The sequence below is a fragment of the Paenarthrobacter sp. YJN-5 genome, from assembly GCF_015040095.1.
In the GTDB taxonomy this organism is placed as follows: Bacteria; Actinomycetota; Actinomycetes; order Actinomycetales; family Micrococcaceae; genus Arthrobacter; species Arthrobacter ureafaciens.
Genome location: NZ_CP053546.1, coordinates 172003 through 189578 on the forward strand (window position 1 = coordinate 172003; position 17576 = coordinate 189578).

The following is a 17576-nucleotide window of genomic DNA, read 5'->3' on the forward strand; positions in this document are numbered from 1 at the left end:
ACGAGAAAAGGATTCTGAAATGAGCAAAGTTGTTGCCGAACTGAAGTACTCGGCTGAGCATGAATGGGTTGCCGTCGACGGAGGCGGAACTGTGGGGATTGGGATCTCCGCTGTGGCCGCCGACGCCCTGGGTGACATCGTTTATGTTGACCTTCCCGAGGTCGGTTCCACCGTGACCGCGGGGGAGACGTGCGGGGAGGTGGAGTCCACCAAGTCCGTGTCGGATCTGTACTCGCCCGTGACCGGTGAAGTGACCGAGATCAACGACGCCGTCGTCGACGATCCCGCCCTCATCAACAATGACCCCTACGGCGCCGGCTGGCTGTTCAAGGTAGCCGCCACCTCCGAAGGCCCCCTGATGACGGCCGAGGAATACGCCGCAGCCAACGGAGGCGAACTGTGAACCCCGCAGCAGTGACTGAATTCGAGCAGGTAGTGTCGCCGTCGCTGGACGCTGACCTGGGTGCGCTGGATCCTGAGATCGCGGCAAAGATCGACGACGAACTCGGCCGCCAGCGCGGTGGCCTGGAGATGATCGCGTCCGAGAACCACACCGCCGTAGCCGTGATGCAGGCACAGGGTTCGGTGCTGACGAACAAGTACGCCGAAGGCTACCCGGGTAAGCGCTACTACGGAGGCTGCGAGCACGTTGACGTGATCGAGCAGCTCGCGATCGACCGCATCAAGTCCCTGTTCGGTGCCGAGTACGCCAACGTGCAGCCGCACTCCGGCGCGCAGGCCAACGCTTCGGTGATGCACGCGCTCATCAAGCCGGGTGACACCATCATGGGCCTTAACCTCGCGCACGGCGGGCACCTGACCCACGGCATGCGGATCAACTTTTCCGGCAAGCTCTACAACGTGGTCCCCTACGGTGTCCGCGAAGACACCCACACCGTGGACATGGCCGAAGTGGAGGCCCTCGCCCAGGAACACAAGCCCGCACTCATCGTGGCCGGCTGGTCCGCATACGCGCGGCAGCTGGACTTCGCCGAGTTCCGCCGGATCGCCGACTCCGTGGGCGCGTACCTGATGGTGGACATGGCCCACTTCGCCGGTCTTGTCGCCGCTGGCCTGCACCCCTCCCCGGTCCCGCACGCCCACGTCACCACATCCACCACGCACAAGACCCTCGCCGGTCCACGTGGCGGCATCATCCTCTCCAACGACGCCGACATCGCCAAGAAAATCAACTCGGCCGTCTTCCCGGGCCAGCAGGGCGGACCGCTGGAGCACGTGATCGCGGGCAAGGCCGTCGCGTTCAAGATCGCCGCCTCCGACGAGTTCCGTGAGCGCCAGGAACGCGTCCTCGCAGGTGCCCGAATCCTCGCCGAGCGCCTGGTGCAGCCGGACGTGGTTGGCAAGGGCATCAGCGTGGTCTCCGGCGGAACGGATGTGCACCTGGTCCTGGTTGACCTCCGTAACTGCGAACTCGACGGCCAACAAGCCGAAGACCGCCTCGCGGCGATCGACATCACGGTCAACCGCAACGCCGTCCCCTTCGACCCGCGCCCGCCCATGGTCACCTCCGGCCTGCGCATCGGAACCCCGGCCCTGACGACCCGCGGTTTCGGTGAAGCGGCCTTCCGTGAGGTTGCGGACATCATCGCCGAAGCGTTGACCGCCGACGCCGACGCGGACCTCTCGGGACTCCGTCACCGCGTTGAACTCCTGGCCGAAGCGCACCCACTGTACCCGGCACTGACAGCGGTTGGCACTGCCGCCAGATAGCCGGGGAGGAGGCTTCCGCAGGCCTCCATACAGGGTTGGTGCCGTCACGGGGTGGCGGCCCCAACCCGCCTTAAAGACCGTATACAGCGAGGACTTCTTCCATGGCTACTCACATTATCGATCTGTTTTCTCTGGCCAAAAGGCCGAGAATCGGGATTCATGCGGGTTGCAGCCGATTTTCTTGGAGAGCATATGCATTCGGGGTCATTCCATTGCCTGCTTCGTGTGGCGTAAATGAAATACGAACCACCCAGGAGGATCGTTCAGTCGTCTTGGGTCAAGAAGACCTCCGTTGATAAGTAGGCTTAAAAGCATGGGTCCTAGCCGTAATAAGCGTATTGTGCTGGCGGTTATATCTTGTGCGTTATTTTTATACGTCGACTAGCAGGAGAGTCAGATTCGAGGCTGATTCCCCCGTCCGTACGAGGCTGTGATCCATCTTGATGTAATCAGGGGGTCGACACTACGAAATATTTAAGAAGGAACAGATATGACCAAGCTTACTGAATCGCAGAGTTTCACGGGCACCGGCCGCGTGAAGCGTGGTATGGCTGAGATGCTTAAGGGCGGCGTCATCATGGACGTCGTCAACGTCGAACAGGCCCGCATCGCCGAGGACGCCGGTGCCGTCGCCGTCATGGCGCTCGAGCGTGTGCCGGCCGACATCCGCGCCCAGGGCGGCGTGTCCCGCATGTCCGATCCTGACATGATCGACCAGATCATCGCCGCGGTCTCCATCCCGGTGATGGCCAAGGCCCGTATCGGCCACTTCGTCGAAGCCCAGGTCCTGCAATCGTTGGGCGTGGATTACATCGACGAGTCCGAGGTCCTGACCCCGGCGGACTACATCAACCACATCGACAAGTGGAACTTCACCATCCCGTTCGTGTGCGGTGCCACCAACCTCGGTGAGGCTCTGCGCCGCATCAACGAAGGTGCGGCGATGATCCGTTCCAAGGGCGAGGCCGGCACCGGCGACGTCTCCAATGCCACCGGTCACATGCGCAAGATCCGTGCCGAGATCGCCAAGCTCTCCTCCCTGCCCGAGGACGAGCTGTACGTCGCGGCGAAGGAGCTGCAGGCCCCGTACGAGCTGGTCAAGGAAGTCGCCGCGACCGGCAAGCTCCCGGTAGTGCTGTTCACCGCCGGTGGCATCGCCACCCCGGCCGATGCTGCCATGATGATGCAGCTCGGCGCCGACGGCGTGTTCGTCGGTTCCGGGATCTTCAAGTCCGGCAACCCCGCCCAGCGCGCCGCCGCCGTCGTCAAAGCCACCACGCTCTACGATGACCCGGATGTCATCGCGAAAGTCTCCCGCGGCCTCGGCGAAGCAATGGTCGGCATCAACGTCGACGAAATCCCCCAACCCCACCGCCTCGCAGAAAGAGGATGGTGACATTTTATGCACCGAATAGAAAACTGGACGCAACTAATTGGCACTAAGGTCCAAATTCGACGGGGTGGAAGAATCATACGGGAGGGAACTGTCGAAGATGTTGCACGAGACAGCTCCCTATTATGGATCGCAGCCGATGGCGTAGAAGCAAGAATGCTTGTAGAAGCTTCTTTAGCCTACGAGGTTTGGATGTGGCATCGCTTGGTTTACTCGGCAAAATCTAATTGATATCAGTTTTATACGAAATTACCCTTGAAAAACTGGTTTGCGTTGGGCGACTTATCTCCCATCAGTCCTAATACTAATTACGCATAAATCACCATAGGAGTTAAACAGCACATGCAGAAACTCGCACACCGGCTTGAACGCTTGGGAACGGAAACTGCTTTCAGCGTCGCGCAGGCCGCTGCCGCTTGGAAGGCCAAGGGGAACCTGGTGTACCCCTTCCATCTGGGTGACATCAACATCCCCACGGCCCCGCACATCGTTGAGGCAATGAACAAGGCCATCGCCGACGGCTACACGGGCTACTGCCCGGGCCCCGGCATCCCGCAGCTGCGCGAAGCCCTGGCAGAGGACCTGGGTTCCCGCCGTGGCATGGAGTTCTCTCCCGAGAACGTGGTGGTGATGACCGGCGGCAAGCCCGTGATCACCAAGTTCCTGCAGGCGGTCATGAACCCCGGCCAGGAAGTGCTCTACCCCAACCCGGGATTCCCGATCTACGAATCCCAGATCGAATACCTTGGCGGTACGGCCGTTCCCTACCGCTACGTGCCCACGTCCCAGGGTTTCGCGATTGACCTGGACCAGGTCCGGGCGTCCATCACCCCGAACACTGCAGCGATCATCTACAACGACCTGCAGAACCCCATCTCGGCCGAGTCCACTGCGGCCGAGCGTGAGGCGATCGCCCAGATCGCGATCGAGCACGACCTCTGGGTCCTCTCCGACGAGGCGTACTTCGAGACCCGCTACGAGGGCGTCTCCTCCTCCATCGCTTCCCTCCCGGGCATGGCCGAGCGCACCGTGATCCTGTACACGTTCTCCAAGAAGTTCGCCATGACCGGCTCACGTCTTGGCTGCGCCGTCGCCCCCCGCGAGATCGCCCAGGTGCTGTCCACCCTGAACACCAACGATGAATCCTGCACCACGCACTACGTCCAGTGGGCCGGCATCGAAGCCCTCCGCGGACCCCAGGAACCGGTCCAGCAAATGCTGGACATCCTCAAGGACCGCCGCGACGCCACCTGCGAGCTCGTCAACACGATCCCGGGCATGAGCGTGGCCGTCCCGCAGTCCACCTTCTACCTTTTCCCCGACGTCACCGAAGCCATGGCCCGCATGGGTTACACCGCCGTCGGCGACTTCGCATCCGACGCCCTGTACAAGACCGGTGTGTCCTTCTGCACCCGCGAGCACTTCGGTCGGCGCCTGCCCGGCGAAGACCGCCAGTACATCCGGCTGGCCTACTCCGGCATCGAAACACCGGCCATCCAAGAGGGCCTGGGCCGCCTGCGTGAATGGATCGAAACCGCATGAGCCGCGTAGTCGTCACGGGGCGCATCCCCGAAGCCGCCCTCGAAAACCTCCGCGCCAACCACGACGTCCTTGCTTGGGAAGGTGAGGGGTCCATCAGCCGCGAGGAACTCCTGCGCCGCGTCGCCGGGGCTGACGCGATCGTCAGCCTGCTCACCGAACGCGTCGACGCCGAGCTGCTCGACGCTGCCGGCCCGCAGCTGAAGGTCGTCTCCAACGTTGCCGTCGGCTACGACAACATCGACGTCCCGGCCTGCACCGAGCGCGGCATCACCGCCACCAACACCCCCGGTGTGCTCACCGAGGCCACCGCGGACATCGCCTTCGGACTGATCCTCATGGCCACCCGCCGCCTCGGCGAAGGTGAACGGCTCATCCGCGCCGGCCAGCCGTGGAAGTGGGGCATGTTCTTCCTGCTCGGCTCCAGCCTGCAGGGCAAGACGCTGGGCGTCGTGGGCATGGGCGGCATCGGCCAGGCCACCGCACGCCGGGCCAAGGCCTTCGGCATGGAAATCGTCTACCAGTCACGCAGCGAAATCGACCCCGCGATCGCCGCTGAACTCGGCGCCAAGCGGCTGGAACTCGACGAACTGCTGGCCGTCTCCGACGTCGTATCACTCCACTGCCCCTACGGGCCGAACACTCACCACCTGATCGGCGCCGAGCAGCTCGCAGCCATGAAGGACACCGCGTACCTGGTCAACACCGCGCGCGGACCGATCGTTGACGAAGCCGCCCTCGCCCTGGCCCTCCGCGAGGGGCAGATCGCAGGAGCCGGGCTGGACGTCTTCGAGCAGGAACCCAAAGTCCACCCCTGGCTGCTTGAGCTCGAAAACGTCGCCCTCGTCCCCCACCTTGGCTCCGCCACCGTAGAGACACGCACCGCCATGGCCGTTCTCGCAGCAAACAACACCCTCGCCGTCCTGAACGGCGAACTACCACCAACACCCATCAACTGACCGTCATACAGGGGAGCGGCGGGAGGGCAAAGCCCACCCGCCGCTCCCCAAACTCCATGCTCCATGGCCGGAGTTCCGTTCAACGCCCGGCTTCATCCCAGAAAGAACAGCTCTGGAACGATGCATAATAACCACAGGCTTCCAGCGACCTTCACCGTGACATGCCGCTCCGAGATGGATGTGGAACTAAACCGAGTAGTGAAGTTCGCTATTGAATCAGCCCTTACTTCACCGGGGCATGGGATTCTCGTAACCCGTCACGACGATAAGTCCTTCACGGTTGAACTTAGTTCTGATGTTTCCCCTGGAACCATTCTTGAGACGGACCTCCGGGCTGTTTAGAGCGTCATCGACCAAGCCAATGTAACCTCGCACCCTAAAGCGTTTCAGACCCAGACCAATGATCGCCTGGCAGTTCGATGAGAACCGTTCTTTAATAATCCGTGGCAAGCTCCAACCCGCCTGATGTGACTTTTTAGGGCGCTGACGGCTACACATCCCTTCCCCGTCAGGCTGCGAGTTCGAGGATTGTGTTTCCGAGGACGGTGATGCCCGCCGTGCAGTCTTCGGGGGTGGAGTATTCGCGGGGGTTGTGGCTGATGCCGTCGTATTGTCCGCGGATGAAGATCATGGCCGTGGGAGTGATGGCGGCCATTTCCTGGGCATCGTGGCCTGCACCGGACATGAGGCGAATGGTCTCGAATCCCAGGTTTGTGGCCACACCGGCGATGGTGTCCTGGATGTTGTTATCGAAGGGAACGGCCGTGGTTTTGGCCATGCGCTTGGTTTCGACGCGGAGACCTGGCTGGGAAGTGGGCAGCTCGGCCAGGAATTCAGCCAGGTCGGCCTCCGCTTGCGCCATGAGTGAATCGTCCGGATTGCGGAGGTCAACAGTGATCTCCGCAAGATCCGGAACAACACTTGGAAGGCCAGGTGCGGTGCGGATGTGCCCGACGGTGGCGCGGAGTTGGCCATACTTTCCGGAGTTGACCATGGCGCGGGCGTGAACGATGATCTGCGCGGCAGCCAGGCCCGCGTCCACACGGAGTTCGGTGGGAGTGGTGCCGGCGTGGGCCGCACGGCCTAGGAGGGTGACTTTCTGCCAGGAGATCGCCTGAACCCCAGTAACAACGCCGACGGCAAGGCCTCGCTGTTGCAGGACCGGTCCTTGCTCGATGTGGGCTTCGACGTAGGCGTGGGGTGCTTCCAGAAGAACGGGGCGGTCGCCCCTAAATCCGATGCGGTCGAGTTCATCGCCGAACCGGAGACCGGCTTCGTCCGCCAGGTTGTAGGCGTAGTCGAGGGTGAGTCGTCCTGCGGCGACGGCTGAGCCGAGCATGTCGGTGCCGAAGCGGACGCCTTCTTCTTCGGTCCAAGCGGTGATCACAATGGGGCGCCGGGTAGTGAGTCCGGCGTCGTTGAGGGAGCGGATCACTTCAAGGGCGCCGAGGACACCGAGGCAGCCGTCAAACGCGCCGGCGGTCGCGACGGTGTCGATGTGGGAACCGGCCATGACGGGGGCCGCTTCCGGTTCGATACCTTCGCGGCGCCCAAAGATGTTGCCCATCTGGTCGACGGTGACCGTCAGGCCGGCTTCTTCCATCCAGCCAATTACCAACCGGCGGCCTTCGCCGTCCTCGTCAGTCAGGGACTGCCGGTTGATGCCGACCAGGCCTGTTGCGGCGTCGTTGTAGGCGCCGATAGCCGCCAGTTCAGTGAGTGACTGCCAGAGTCGTTCGCCGTTGATGGCCAGGGCGGGGATGGTTGCTTCGATGCTCATTGATTCTCCTGCTTGGGGAAGGGATACACCAAAGCTATGAGACCGGAATACGGTGCGTCGATAAGATGATTGCAACTAGTATTCATGAATTTTTTACATGATTAGGAGGGCTCCTTTATGTACAGCGTGAAGCGGTTGAGGTTGCTCCGGGAGGTCAGCCTGCGGGGGACACTGGCTGCTGCGGCGGAGGCACTGGACTACAACGCCTCGTCGGTGTCCCACCAGTTGAAGCTCTTGGAACAGGAGGTGGGGGCGCCCTTGTTGGAACCGGTGGGCAGGAAAGTACGCCTCACCCACGAGGCCCGAATCCTGGTGGAGCATGCCGAGGCGATCTTCCGGCATCTGGAGGCAGCGGAGGCGGATATCGCCCTGTCCCGGGAAACGGTCAGCGGCACCGTCAGGGTGGCCAGTTTTCAGACTGCCGGGCACGCGGTGATTCCGGCAGCGCTGCGGGTGCTGCAGCGCCAACACCCCGAACTGGAGGTGACGGTGTCCCATATCCCGGTGGAGGACGCTCTTCCTGGCCTTCTTGCCCGGGACTTCGATCTGGTTCTCCAGGAGGACTATCCGGGTCATCCGCAGATCACTGTTGACGGCGCTGAGATTACGACGGCGGGACGGGATCCTTTGTGGCTCGTTACAGGCACCTCCTCGAACCAACAGCATCTGGGTGACATGTCCGAGGCGGTGTGGGTGTTGGAGCCGGAGGGGACTCTGGCCAGGAGATGGGCGACGGCGGCCTGCCGCCACGCAGGGTTCGAACCCCGTGTCCGGTTCGAGTCCTCGGATGTCATGCTGCACCTTCGCCTGGTAGCCGAGGGGCTGGGGGCCGCGTTGGTGCCCGGTTTGGCACTTGAAGCATCGACCATGGAGGGCCTGGCCGTCAGTGAGTTGCCAGGGCGCCCGGAGCGGCGGATCGCCTTGGCCGTCCGCAGTGGCAGCGGCCGCTCCCCCACCATTACGGCAGTCCGGCAAGCTATTGCTGGGCAGATAGCAGAAAAACTCGCCGCCGGTCACCCGGCAGCGAGCTGATCTGGTTCACGGGCTCAACTGCTGGTGCTGGCGCCCCTGGAAGTGGCGATCGCACGGATATTGCCGCGCGCCAGGAACCAACCAATGATGAGCAGTGGCACGATCAACGCGATCGAGGCGATGGTGTAGGTCCCGACCGGGTAGTCCATGGCCATGAGTACCAGGACTGCTATAAGAAACAGCAGGGTGATGATGCCGGTCCACGGTGCGCCGAACATCCGGAACGCCGGCCGGTTGAGCTTGCCCTGACGGGCCCAGGACCATAGCCGCAGCTGGCAGAGGACGATGGTTGCCCATGCAACGATCAGGCACAGTGAGGAGACGTTCAGAACTATTTCGAACGCGGCTTCTGGAACAACAGCATTCAGTCCAACGCCGAGCAAGGCAACGGCGCCGGTCATCAGGATTCCGCCGTAGGGCACTCCGTTGCGGCTCATGCGGCCGGCGAACTTCGGTGCGGATCCTGCGGCCGAGAGGGAACGCATGATCCGGCCCGTTGAGTAGAGTCCGGCGTTGAGCGAAGACAGGGCAGCGGTGAGGACGATGAGGTTCATCACTGTGTCACCGCCGGCGATGCCGATGGAGCCGAAGAATGTCACGAAGGGACTCTCGCCCGCTTTATAGGCGGTAAAGGGCAGCAGGCAGGACAGCAGCAGGACGGAACCAACGTAGAAGACACCGATCCGGAAGACGACGGCGTTGATCGCCTTGGGCATGATGCGTTCGGGATGCTCGGTCTCACCCGCTGCCGTCCCTACGAGTTCGATGGCACCGTAGGCGAAGATAACGCCTTGGATAACGATCAGCGCCGGCAGTACACCGTTGGGGAACATGCCTCCGTTGTCGGAGATGATGGTGAAGCCGGCAGTATGTCCCGCGACGGGGGTGCCGAAGGCTACGAAGCAGATGCCGACGATGAGGAAGGTCACCAAGGCGATGACCTTGATGAGGGAGAACCAGAACTCCAGTTCGCCGAAGACTTTCACCGAGAGCAGGTTCAGGCCCAGCACCAATGCCAGGGCCGCAAGTGCAAAGACCCATTGCGGAACGTCGGCGATCGCGGGCACATATTTTTTGAAGAAGTTGATGTACAGGGCGACGGCGGTGACGTCGACGATCGCGATCATGGACCAGTTGAGCCAGTACAGCCAGCCAACGGCAAAGGCCGCCTTCTCACCGAAGAATTCCCGGGCGTAGGAGACGAACGAGCCGGACGTGGGCCGGTGAAGAACCAATTCACCCAGGGCGCGCAGGATCAGGAACGCAAAGAATCCGCACACAGCGTAGACCACCACCAAACCAGGACCCGCAGCTGCCAGCCGCCCACCGGCCCCCATGAACAGGCCGGTTCCGATCGCCCCACCAATGCCGATCATCTGGATCTGCCGAGCGGAGAGACCTTTGTGATACCCCTGCTCTTCCTCGCGGAATCCGGGTTCGGTACCCGGGCCACCGGGTGGTGGCTTCCGTGCGTCAAGGGTGTCTTGGGCGCTGCGTTGAACGGTCATCGAGATCACTTTCGTGGAAGGGGGTGCCACTACGTGTGGCTGGATCGCAGCGCTTCACTGTGCCGCCGCTCACTGTCCGGTCAATCCTCGGCCACAAAAACCCTGAGGAAAAGCGCGAAAAACCGGACACGAAAGTGAAGAGGAAGCGGCCAGTTGTCAGTCGCGGGTCCACGCCCCGATTCATTCAACGATGAAGAAATACTTCAATAATTAGTCCTGAAACTGCCGCTTTTATTTGAACGTTGATCGGTGCACGCTGGATGCATGCCTTCCACTGACACAGCTTTCTGGTACGCCAACTCCGCCGCCCGCGACTGGCGGACCGCAGCACCATCGTCCGCGCTCGTCTACCACCAGACACTGGAAGGGTACGCTCCGACGCCTTTGACTCCCCTCCCCTTGCTGGCGGCTGAGCTCGGTGTAAGGCAGGTCTTCATCAAGAACGAATCCGATCGTCTCGGGTTGCCGGCGTTCAAGATCCTCGGCGCGTCCTGGGCTGTCTGCCGGGCCGTCTGTGAACGGTTCGGCCTGGACGCCAGCGGTATCACGGTGCCCGAATTGCGGGATTACCTGAACAGGGACGTTGCGGCAGATCAGGCTCCGGTCCTCGTCACGGCAACGGACGGAAACCACGGCCGGGCAGTGTCCCGGATGGCCAAACTTCTGGGCCTCACAGCACGTATCTACATTCCCAGCGGACTGAGCGATGCCGCTGTCGACGGAATCAAGAGCGAAGGGGCCGAACTGGTTCCGCTCGAAATGACCTACGACGATGTCGTCGAAGCCGCCGCTGCATCGGCAGCTGACAACCCACGGGACCTCCTGATCCAAGACACCTCCTGGCCCGGCTATGAAGATATCCCCCGCTGGATCGTGGACGGATACACCACACTGTTCACCGAAATCGACCACCAACTGGCCGACTTCGGCTTCGCTGCTCCTGACCTGGTGGCCTGCCCTGTGGGCGTCGGATCGCTGGCGCATTCGCTCGTGGACCATTACCGCAGCGAGGGCCATCCCCACCCCTCCTTGTTGAGCGTGGAGCCGGAAACAGCGGCCTGCATTGCCCAGTCCCTGCTTGACGGCGAACCTGTCACGGTTGACACCAGCTTCCCGTCCATCATGTCCGGCCTCAACTGCGGCACGCCGTCCGACCTCGGCTGGCCATCCCTGCTCGCCGGCCTCGACGGTGCTGTCAGCGTCTCTGAGGACGAATGCCGTCAGGCCGTCGTCGACCTGACCGTCCTCGGCCAGGATGCCGGCCCGTGCGGAGCCGCCACCCTCGCGGGAGTCCGCAACGCGCTCAAGGGTGAGGACCGCCGTCGTGCCCTAAATATCGGGCCGGAGTCAGTCATCGTCCTGGTCAGCACCGAAGGCCTCGCCGCCAATCCCCTGCGCTAAGGAACCACCACTATGTCGACACCATCTGCAACCACCCTCGCTGCGCAGCTTGTCTCTGATCCAGCTCAACTGCTCAAAGAACTGGTCCGCATCGACTCGGTCAACCCGGGCGTCGTCACCGGCGCCTCCGGTGAAACCGCGATCGCGGACTACACGACAGCATGGCTTGAAGACCACGACTTTAGGGTCACGCGACTTGAGTCCGTGCCCGGCCGGCCCTCCATCGTTGGTGTCGCCCCAGGAACCGGCGGGGGCAAAAGCCTCATGTTCAACGGACACCTCGACACCGTCACCCTCGCAGGGTACGACGGCGACCCACTCCACCCGCGGGTTGAGGACGGCAAGATGTTCGGCCGGGGCACCTTCGACATGAAGGCCGGCATCGCAGCCATCATGGTCGCCGCCGCCACCGCCGCCACCCAACCCCACCGCGGCGACATCATCGTCGCCCTGGTCGCCGACGAAGAATTCGCCAGCGCTGGCACCGAAGAAGTCCTGCAGCACTTCACCGCAGACGCCGCCATCATTGCCGAACCAACCCACGAAGACGTCGTCATCACCCACCGCGGCTTTGCCTGGTTCGACATCACCATTCACGGCACAGCGGCCCACGGGTCACGCCCCGACCTGGGCATCGACGCCATCGCCAAGGCAGGCCGATTCCTTACAGGACTCGACGAACTAACCCGCAAGTTGGCCGCAGGACCGCAGCACCCAACACTGAAGACCGGAAACATCCACGCATCCCTCATCCGCGGCGGCGAGGAAATCTCCAGCTACCCGGCCGAATGCACCATCTCCCTCGAACGCCGCACCATCCCCGGCGAAAATGCCGACACCGTTGAAGCCGAACTTCGTGAAATTTTGGATTCCATTGCCGCCTCTGACCCGGACTTCAGTTACACCATCACCCGTGGACTCGAACGCAAACCCTTCGAAGTCAGCCCCGAGGAACCCATCGTTCAGACGCTGCTCAACGCCGCCCGCAACACCACCGGCCGGAAACCGGCCTTACGCGGCGAACCGTTCTGGACCGACGCCGCACTCCTGCTCGAAGCCGGGATCCCCGGACTGCTCTTCGGAGTCGACGGCGGCGGCGCCCACGCAGCCACCGAATGGATCGAGCTCGACTCCCTGCACCGCGTCACCACCGTGCTGACCCAAACGACCGTTGACTACTGCAACTAAGGAACCCAATGACCCAGACAACCCACACCCCTGCCCTCCACCAAAAAACCAGGCTCCGCCTACAGGAACTCGGTTTGGACCTGCCCACGCTCGCGACCCCCGTCGCAAGTTATGTGCCGGCCACCCGCGTGGGAGATGTCGTCTATACTTCCGGACAACTACCCCACGAAAACGGCGTCCTTGCTGCCACAGGCAAAGTCGGAAGCGACGTCAGCACCGAAACCGCCTCAGTGCTGGCGGCTACCTGCGTCCTGAACGCACTCGCTGCCGCATCAGGCTTTGGCAACCTCGACCACGCCCGAATCGTCAAAGTCGTCGGCTACGTCGCCTCCGCCCCGGGCTTCAACGGACAACCCGCCGTCATCAACGGTGCCAGCGACCTGCTGCTGGACATCTTTGGCGAGCGGGGCAATCACGCCCGCTCCGCCGTCGGCGTGGCCGAACTGCCAGTGAACGCTCCAGTGGAAGTGGAACTCATCGTAGAGTTTCCTAACCATGACATCTGAACACAACTCCTCGGAACGCCGCACATGCTAAATGTCGGCAGGCTAAGGGTCTTGCGGGAACTGCACCACCGCAAGACCCTTTCCGCCGTGGCCGAAGCCCTCTCCTACAGCACCTCCGCCGTCTCCCAACAAGTCCGGCTCCTGGAAAAGGAGATCGGCGTGGCATTAGTGGAACCCGCCGGCCGCCGGCTCCAGCTCACGCCCCAAGGCCTCACCCTGGTAGCACACGCTGAAAAAATCCTGGACATGCTCGAAAGAGCCGAAGCCGACGTCTCCGTCTCCATGGAACAAATCCGCGGAACACTGAAAGTCGCCGCATTCCAAACCGCAGCACTGACATGCCTGCCACGAGTGATCCTTGAACTGCGCGAACACCACCCCGAACTAACCATCGAGTTCCATCAAGGCGAACCCGAGGAAACACTCCCGGCATTGCAATCCGGCGAATACGACCTGGTCATAGCCGAGGCATACCCAGGCATGCCACCACCAACTCTCCCGGGAATCGACTATCGGGAGTTGTTCGAAGACCCCCTCTGGATCACCATGTCGGCTTCGACCGCTGCCACCATCGACCCGGACAGCCACATCATCGGCCAACTCGCAGAAGCGGGATGGGCCGTCGAAGCACAAGACTCCGTACCTCGAACATGGGTCATCAACGAATGCCGCAAAGCCGGCTTCGAACCACGCATCACCTGCTCCTCCGAAGACCTCGCAGTCCAACTGCAGTTTGTCGAAGCCGGGCTGGCGGTTGCCGTGCTACCAAGTCTCGCGCTCGAAAAAGCGTCATCATCCGTCCGAAGGTTCCCGCTGTCAGAGGGAATGCAGAAACGCAGCATTCTGGCCGCCTACCGTGCCGCAGCCCAAGATCGGCCCGCAGTCAAAGCCACTCTGCAAGCCCTGAAGAGAGCCGCCAAAACATCGCAAGGGCCGGTTCACAGCGACCCCTACGAAGTTAGGCGGGGTTGAGCACACCCAACCTGACGTCATACCCCCCTGACAAGGGAACACGCGGCCTGAGTTGGCAGTCCAACAACGTCCTACTAACCCTGCCCAGCCTCTCAATAGAGGAAATGGGTCGAGCTGACTCCACCATGTTCAGATTCTCGGGCTTTTCGACCATTCTCAAGGGTCTTCCCGCGCGGATATAGTTTCCTCCGACTACCAGGATGGGGTCTAAGACCGTCATGAGCCGACTGCCAAAGAAAGCGCTCATGGGTCTACTTTGACGCTGGCGGAAGAGCCAGACATAGGCGGCTTGAGTGGTACAGGAAGCCCCAAGGGATACTCCTGCGGACCATGGATTAGGTGTCGCAGCCATAGCGCATGCAGTCCCGGCGGGTCCCAACCGTGGTCTAGGAGCAGAACCGTTGGCACTGCGCTTTTCATCTTTGGTCCAAGGAGAAGGACAACGTCTGCTCCTGGCTTCGAGGGCAAAGGGAGGTTCTGGATGAAGCAGACTGCGATGGCGTCATAAACGCAATCCACCAAATCGCCCGTGCCCGCGAATTGGAACTCCAGCCGAGACAGGAGCTGCAGAACCTAAAGGGGTCCAGAGTCTTGAGCCGCGACTACCCATCTGCAAATGTCAGCGATCAGCAAATGAGGCAGTAGATCCACGTCGTTATCCTTCAGGTGCTCTTCATGGCTCAGACGGATTGGGGATGGTCGGCAATCAGATCGCGCATAAATTGCCGGGAATCCGGCCGGTCATCGGACTCGCGGCGCCCGTTAGAGGATTATTTGTGATAATTGCTTGGCTCGTTGTTGGAGAAACCGCTCCAACATGCCATGCGTGCGTTTACTGTGCTCCGGCGGTCGAGCGGGGTTTCTGCGGGGTTATGAGGCTCCTAAGCATTGCTTGTTCAGAGGCGTCAAGCCTGGTGGCGAGGTTTCGCTTTGCTTCTTCGATTTTTCCCTCCAAGACCAGATCGCAGAACTTTTCATGTTGAAGCAGCTCGTCAACGAGGACGTTTTCGTCTTCCTCAAGGTGGGTGATGGCCAGTCGGATCCGTCGCATCAGGGAGGCATGGGTGTCGGAGAGCACCCGGGAGTTCAGGAATCCGACGGTTACAGCGTGGGAGCGTGCGTCGGCTTCGACGAAACCAACGAAGTCCGTATTCTCGGCCGCTTCCTTCATTTGGGTGACGGCCTGTTTGAGTTCTTCGAGCGCCTCTTCTGGCGCGTTTGCAGAGGCTTCCACCCCCGCTAATTCAAGTACGCGGCGCGCTTGGTAGATCTCCTTGACATCGTCGGCGTCAAGGCTGAGCACTTCCAGGACCCGGGATGTGGGGTTCCGCACGAGCAGTCCTTCCAGTTCCAGGGAATTCAGGGCCTGACGGACGGTGGCGCGGGAAACCCCGAGCTCGCTGGCCACGGCATCCTCTGTCACGCGGGAGCCGGGGAGGATTTCCCGGGAGAGGATCTGTTGCCGAAGCGCTGCCGTGCTCAGTTCGGCGGCGGTCATGCGTCGGATCTTGTTCACAGAGTGCTCCTAGTGGCTTTTCCTGGTGGCGGGTTCCGTTGTCGTGTGAACCCGCCACCATTTCCTATGTCACGATCCTAGGTGGCTCGTGGACGGTTGGTTTGGTTGGTTACTGCTGTCCGGGCTGGCGTGGTGCGGTCAGGGCGTGCTGCGGGTAGCTGTCCAGGAGCCGAGTCGGCCGAAAGTCGTTCAAGAGTGGCTCGATTTCTCCTAGGACTTCGGCGGCGACAGCGGTGCCAAGGAATGGTGCCAGAGTCACGCCGCTGTGTGTCGCAACGAGGTAGAGCCAAGGCCGGGAGGGCACGCCGCCGATGACGCTTTGCCCGTCGGCGGGCATGGCTCTGACCCCAACGTCCAGCTCGGTGATGTGCGCATTTGTGGTGTTCTTCAGAATGCTTTGAAGCCGGCCCACGAATTCCTTGGCCAGGTCAGAGTTGGTGCCGGGTGTGGTTTCGGCTGCTGCGGTGACGTCGAGGTCCAGGGCTTGGAGCAGCAACCGTCCGCCCCCTGCTGGCCGGATGTTCAGTCTCGGGGAGGTGAGCATCCGGTCGATGGCTGCCGGCAGAGGATTGGTGACTGCGAGGTACCCGACGGTCACGTCCCCCGGTTCCTGGTACTCCGCGACGACGGGTCCCAGTCCGGCAGCTGCGGTGATGTCATTGGTCCAACGGCCGGCGGCGCTGATCACTCTGTCCGCTGATAGGCTGCTGCCGTCACTGAGGGTGATCTTTACGCCGTCGTCTGCTTCATGGAATGCAGCAACGGTGGCTCCTGTGCGCAGGGTTACTCCGAGTTGTTCTGCCCGTCGGAGTTGGTGACGGATGTAGAGGCTGGGGTAGACGTGCGCTTCGCGTGGGAAGTAGGCGGCCGCTTCCAGGTTCTCTGGAACGATGAGGTCCGGGATCAGTGCGCTGGCGGTCGTGCCGCTGATGCTGGTCGCCTCGTAGCCGAGTTCTTCAAGCCGTTTCAGGCGGTGACGTAGTTCGGTGGTGTGCTCGGGCGCGGTTGCGATTTCAATGTGGCCGGTGGGTCGGAACCAGTCAGCGCCGCCATCGGCGAGGCGGTAGTGCGCTTCAAGACCTGCGCGGTTGAGTTCGTAGTAGCCGGTGGGTTCTTTGCCGTTGGAGTTGACCCAGGCATAAGAGACAGCTGACGTCCCGGAGCCAGGGGCGGATTTGTCGATCAGGGTTACTTCTGCGCCCCGGGCAGCGGTCTCCACGGCGATGGACACGCCGATCATTCCTGCTCCGATAACGGCTATTTTCATGGGTGGTTCCTTGGTCATGGGTTAGAGGACTTTGCTGAGGAAGGCTTGGGTGCGTTCTTCCCGGGGGTTGTTGAGGACCTCGCGGGGCGGGCCGGCCTCGACGACGACGCCGCCGTCCATGAAGACAACGGAGTCGGCGACTTCGCGGGCGAAACCCATTTCGTGGGTGACGACGATCATGGTCATGCCGGTGGATGCGAGGTTCTGCATTACGTCGAGCACTTCACCGACGAGCTCGGGGTCCAGGGCTGAGGTGGGCTCGTCGAACAGCATGAGTTTGGGTTCCATGGCCAGCGCGCGGGCAATGGCGATGCGTTGCTGCTGTCCCCCGGAAAGGGACCCTGGGTAGGCGTTGCGTTTGTCCGCCAGGCCGACGCGTTCGAGCAAGCGTTCGGCGCGGGCCTTGACCGAGGCTCGGTTCTCCTTTTTCACCCCGACCGGGGCTTCCATGATGTTTTGGAGGACCGACATGTGCGGGAAGAGGTTGAACTGCTGGAAGACCATGCCGACTTCGGAGCGCATCTTCGCGATGGCTTGCGGGCGCAGCTCGTGGAGGGCGCCGTTGTGTTCGCGGTATCCGACTAGGTCCCCGTCGACGGTGATGCGCCCGGCTGTGGCGGTATCCAAGTGGTTGATGAGGCGGAGGAACGTTGATTTCCCTGACCCTGAGGGTCCGAGGAGTGTGGTGACTTCTCCGGCTTTGACTTCGAGGTTGATGCCCCGCAGGACTTCGTGGTGGCCGAAGGACTTCCAGACGTTTTCTGCCGAGACCATGACTTTTGGT

The 17576-nt window shown here is 62.0% G+C and carries 15 protein-coding genes; 10 read left to right on the plus strand and 5 right to left on the minus strand.

The features are described from left to right. The first annotated feature begins 19 nt into the window (after window positions 1-19). From gcvH to HMI59_RS24765, 5 genes are all read left to right on the plus strand, one after another. The gene (gene gcvH / locus HMI59_RS24745; protein ID WP_193594524.1) at window positions 20-403 is read left to right on the plus strand and encodes a glycine cleavage system protein GcvH; all 384 of its coding nucleotides are present in this window, start codon (window positions 20-22) and stop codon (window positions 401-403) included. Beyond that, entirely contained in the window at window positions 400-1731 is a 1332-nt protein-coding gene (gene glyA, locus HMI59_RS24750) for a serine hydroxymethyltransferase (protein WP_305082398.1), read from the plus strand. The genes gcvH and glyA overlap by 4 nt, the downstream gene beginning before the upstream one ends. Before the next feature lie 490 nt (window positions 1732-2221). Then, a complete protein-coding gene (gene pdxS, locus HMI59_RS24755) occupies window positions 2222-3127 on the plus strand; it encodes a pyridoxal 5'-phosphate synthase lyase subunit PdxS (protein WP_193594525.1) in 906 nt (301 codons plus the stop codon). Window positions 3128-3466: 339 nt separating this feature from the next. Continuing rightward, on the plus strand, window positions 3467-4666 hold the full coding sequence (locus HMI59_RS24760) for a pyridoxal phosphate-dependent aminotransferase (protein ID WP_193594526.1): 1200 nt from the start codon (window positions 3467-3469) through the stop codon (window positions 4664-4666). Next, window positions 4663-5622 carry a D-glycerate dehydrogenase gene (locus HMI59_RS24765; protein ID WP_193594527.1) on the plus strand — a complete coding sequence of 320 codons (960 nt, stop codon included), beginning with the start codon at window positions 4663-4665 and terminating at the stop codon, window positions 5620-5622. The genes HMI59_RS24760 and HMI59_RS24765 overlap by 4 nt, the downstream gene beginning before the upstream one ends. Before the next feature lie 508 nt (window positions 5623-6130). Here the strand turns inward: HMI59_RS24765 and HMI59_RS24770 are convergent. Beyond that, window positions 6131-7402, minus strand: a complete 1272-nt coding sequence (locus tag HMI59_RS24770; RefSeq protein ID WP_193594528.1) for a M20 family metallo-hydrolase — start codon at window positions 7400-7402, stop codon at window positions 6131-6133. A 117-nt stretch (window positions 7403-7519) separates the two neighbouring features. Between HMI59_RS24770 and HMI59_RS24775 the strand changes: the two genes are divergently transcribed. Then, entirely contained in the window at window positions 7520-8434 is a 915-nt protein-coding gene (locus HMI59_RS24775; RefSeq protein WP_193594529.1) for a LysR family transcriptional regulator, read from the plus strand. A gap of 14 nt (window positions 8435-8448) precedes the next feature. On the opposite strand, the gene HMI59_RS24780 is transcribed toward HMI59_RS24775, so the two are convergent. Then, window positions 8449-9942, minus strand: a complete 1494-nt coding sequence (locus HMI59_RS24780) for an amino acid permease (RefSeq protein WP_193594530.1) — start codon at window positions 9940-9942, stop codon at window positions 8449-8451. A 264-nt stretch (window positions 9943-10206) separates the two neighbouring features. Between HMI59_RS24780 and HMI59_RS24785 the strand changes: the two genes are divergently transcribed. Genes HMI59_RS24785 through HMI59_RS24800 form a run of 4 tightly spaced genes read left to right on the plus strand, consistent with a single transcriptional unit; the run spans window position 10207 to window position 14009 of the window. Further along, a complete protein-coding gene (locus HMI59_RS24785) occupies window positions 10207-11343 on the plus strand; it encodes a diaminopropionate ammonia-lyase (RefSeq protein ID WP_193594531.1) in 1137 nt (378 codons plus the stop codon). A 12-nt stretch (window positions 11344-11355) separates the two neighbouring features. Further along, window positions 11356-12531, plus strand: coding sequence for an ArgE/DapE family deacylase (locus HMI59_RS24790; protein ID WP_193594532.1), 1176 nt, complete (start codon window positions 11356-11358; stop codon window positions 12529-12531). 8 nt (window positions 12532-12539) lie between these two features. Continuing rightward, window positions 12540-13037 (plus strand): RidA family protein, encoded by a 498-nt coding sequence (locus HMI59_RS24795; RefSeq protein WP_193594533.1) that lies wholly within the window; start codon window positions 12540-12542, stop codon window positions 13035-13037. A gap of 51 nt (window positions 13038-13088) precedes the next feature. Next, window positions 13089-14009, plus strand: a complete 921-nt coding sequence (locus HMI59_RS24800) for a LysR substrate-binding domain-containing protein (protein WP_255527695.1) — start codon at window positions 13089-13091, stop codon at window positions 14007-14009. 832 nt (window positions 14010-14841) lie between these two features. Here HMI59_RS24800 and HMI59_RS24805 read toward each other — a convergent pair. The 3 genes from HMI59_RS24805 to HMI59_RS24815 all read right to left on the minus strand — a co-directional run bounded on the left by HMI59_RS24805 (window position 14842) and on the right by HMI59_RS24815 (window position 17566). Next, entirely contained in the window at window positions 14842-15525 is a 684-nt protein-coding gene (locus HMI59_RS24805; protein WP_193594535.1) for a GntR family transcriptional regulator, read from the minus strand. 109 nt (window positions 15526-15634) lie between these two features. Continuing rightward, window positions 15635-16792: an FAD-binding oxidoreductase gene (locus HMI59_RS24810; RefSeq protein WP_193594536.1), complete on the minus strand. Its 1158-nt coding sequence runs from the start codon at window positions 16790-16792 to the stop codon at window positions 15635-15637. A gap of 21 nt (window positions 16793-16813) precedes the next feature. After that, a complete protein-coding gene (locus tag HMI59_RS24815; protein WP_193594557.1) occupies window positions 16814-17566 on the minus strand; it encodes an amino acid ABC transporter ATP-binding protein in 753 nt (250 codons plus the stop codon). Between the last annotated feature and the right edge of the window lie 10 nt (window positions 17567-17576).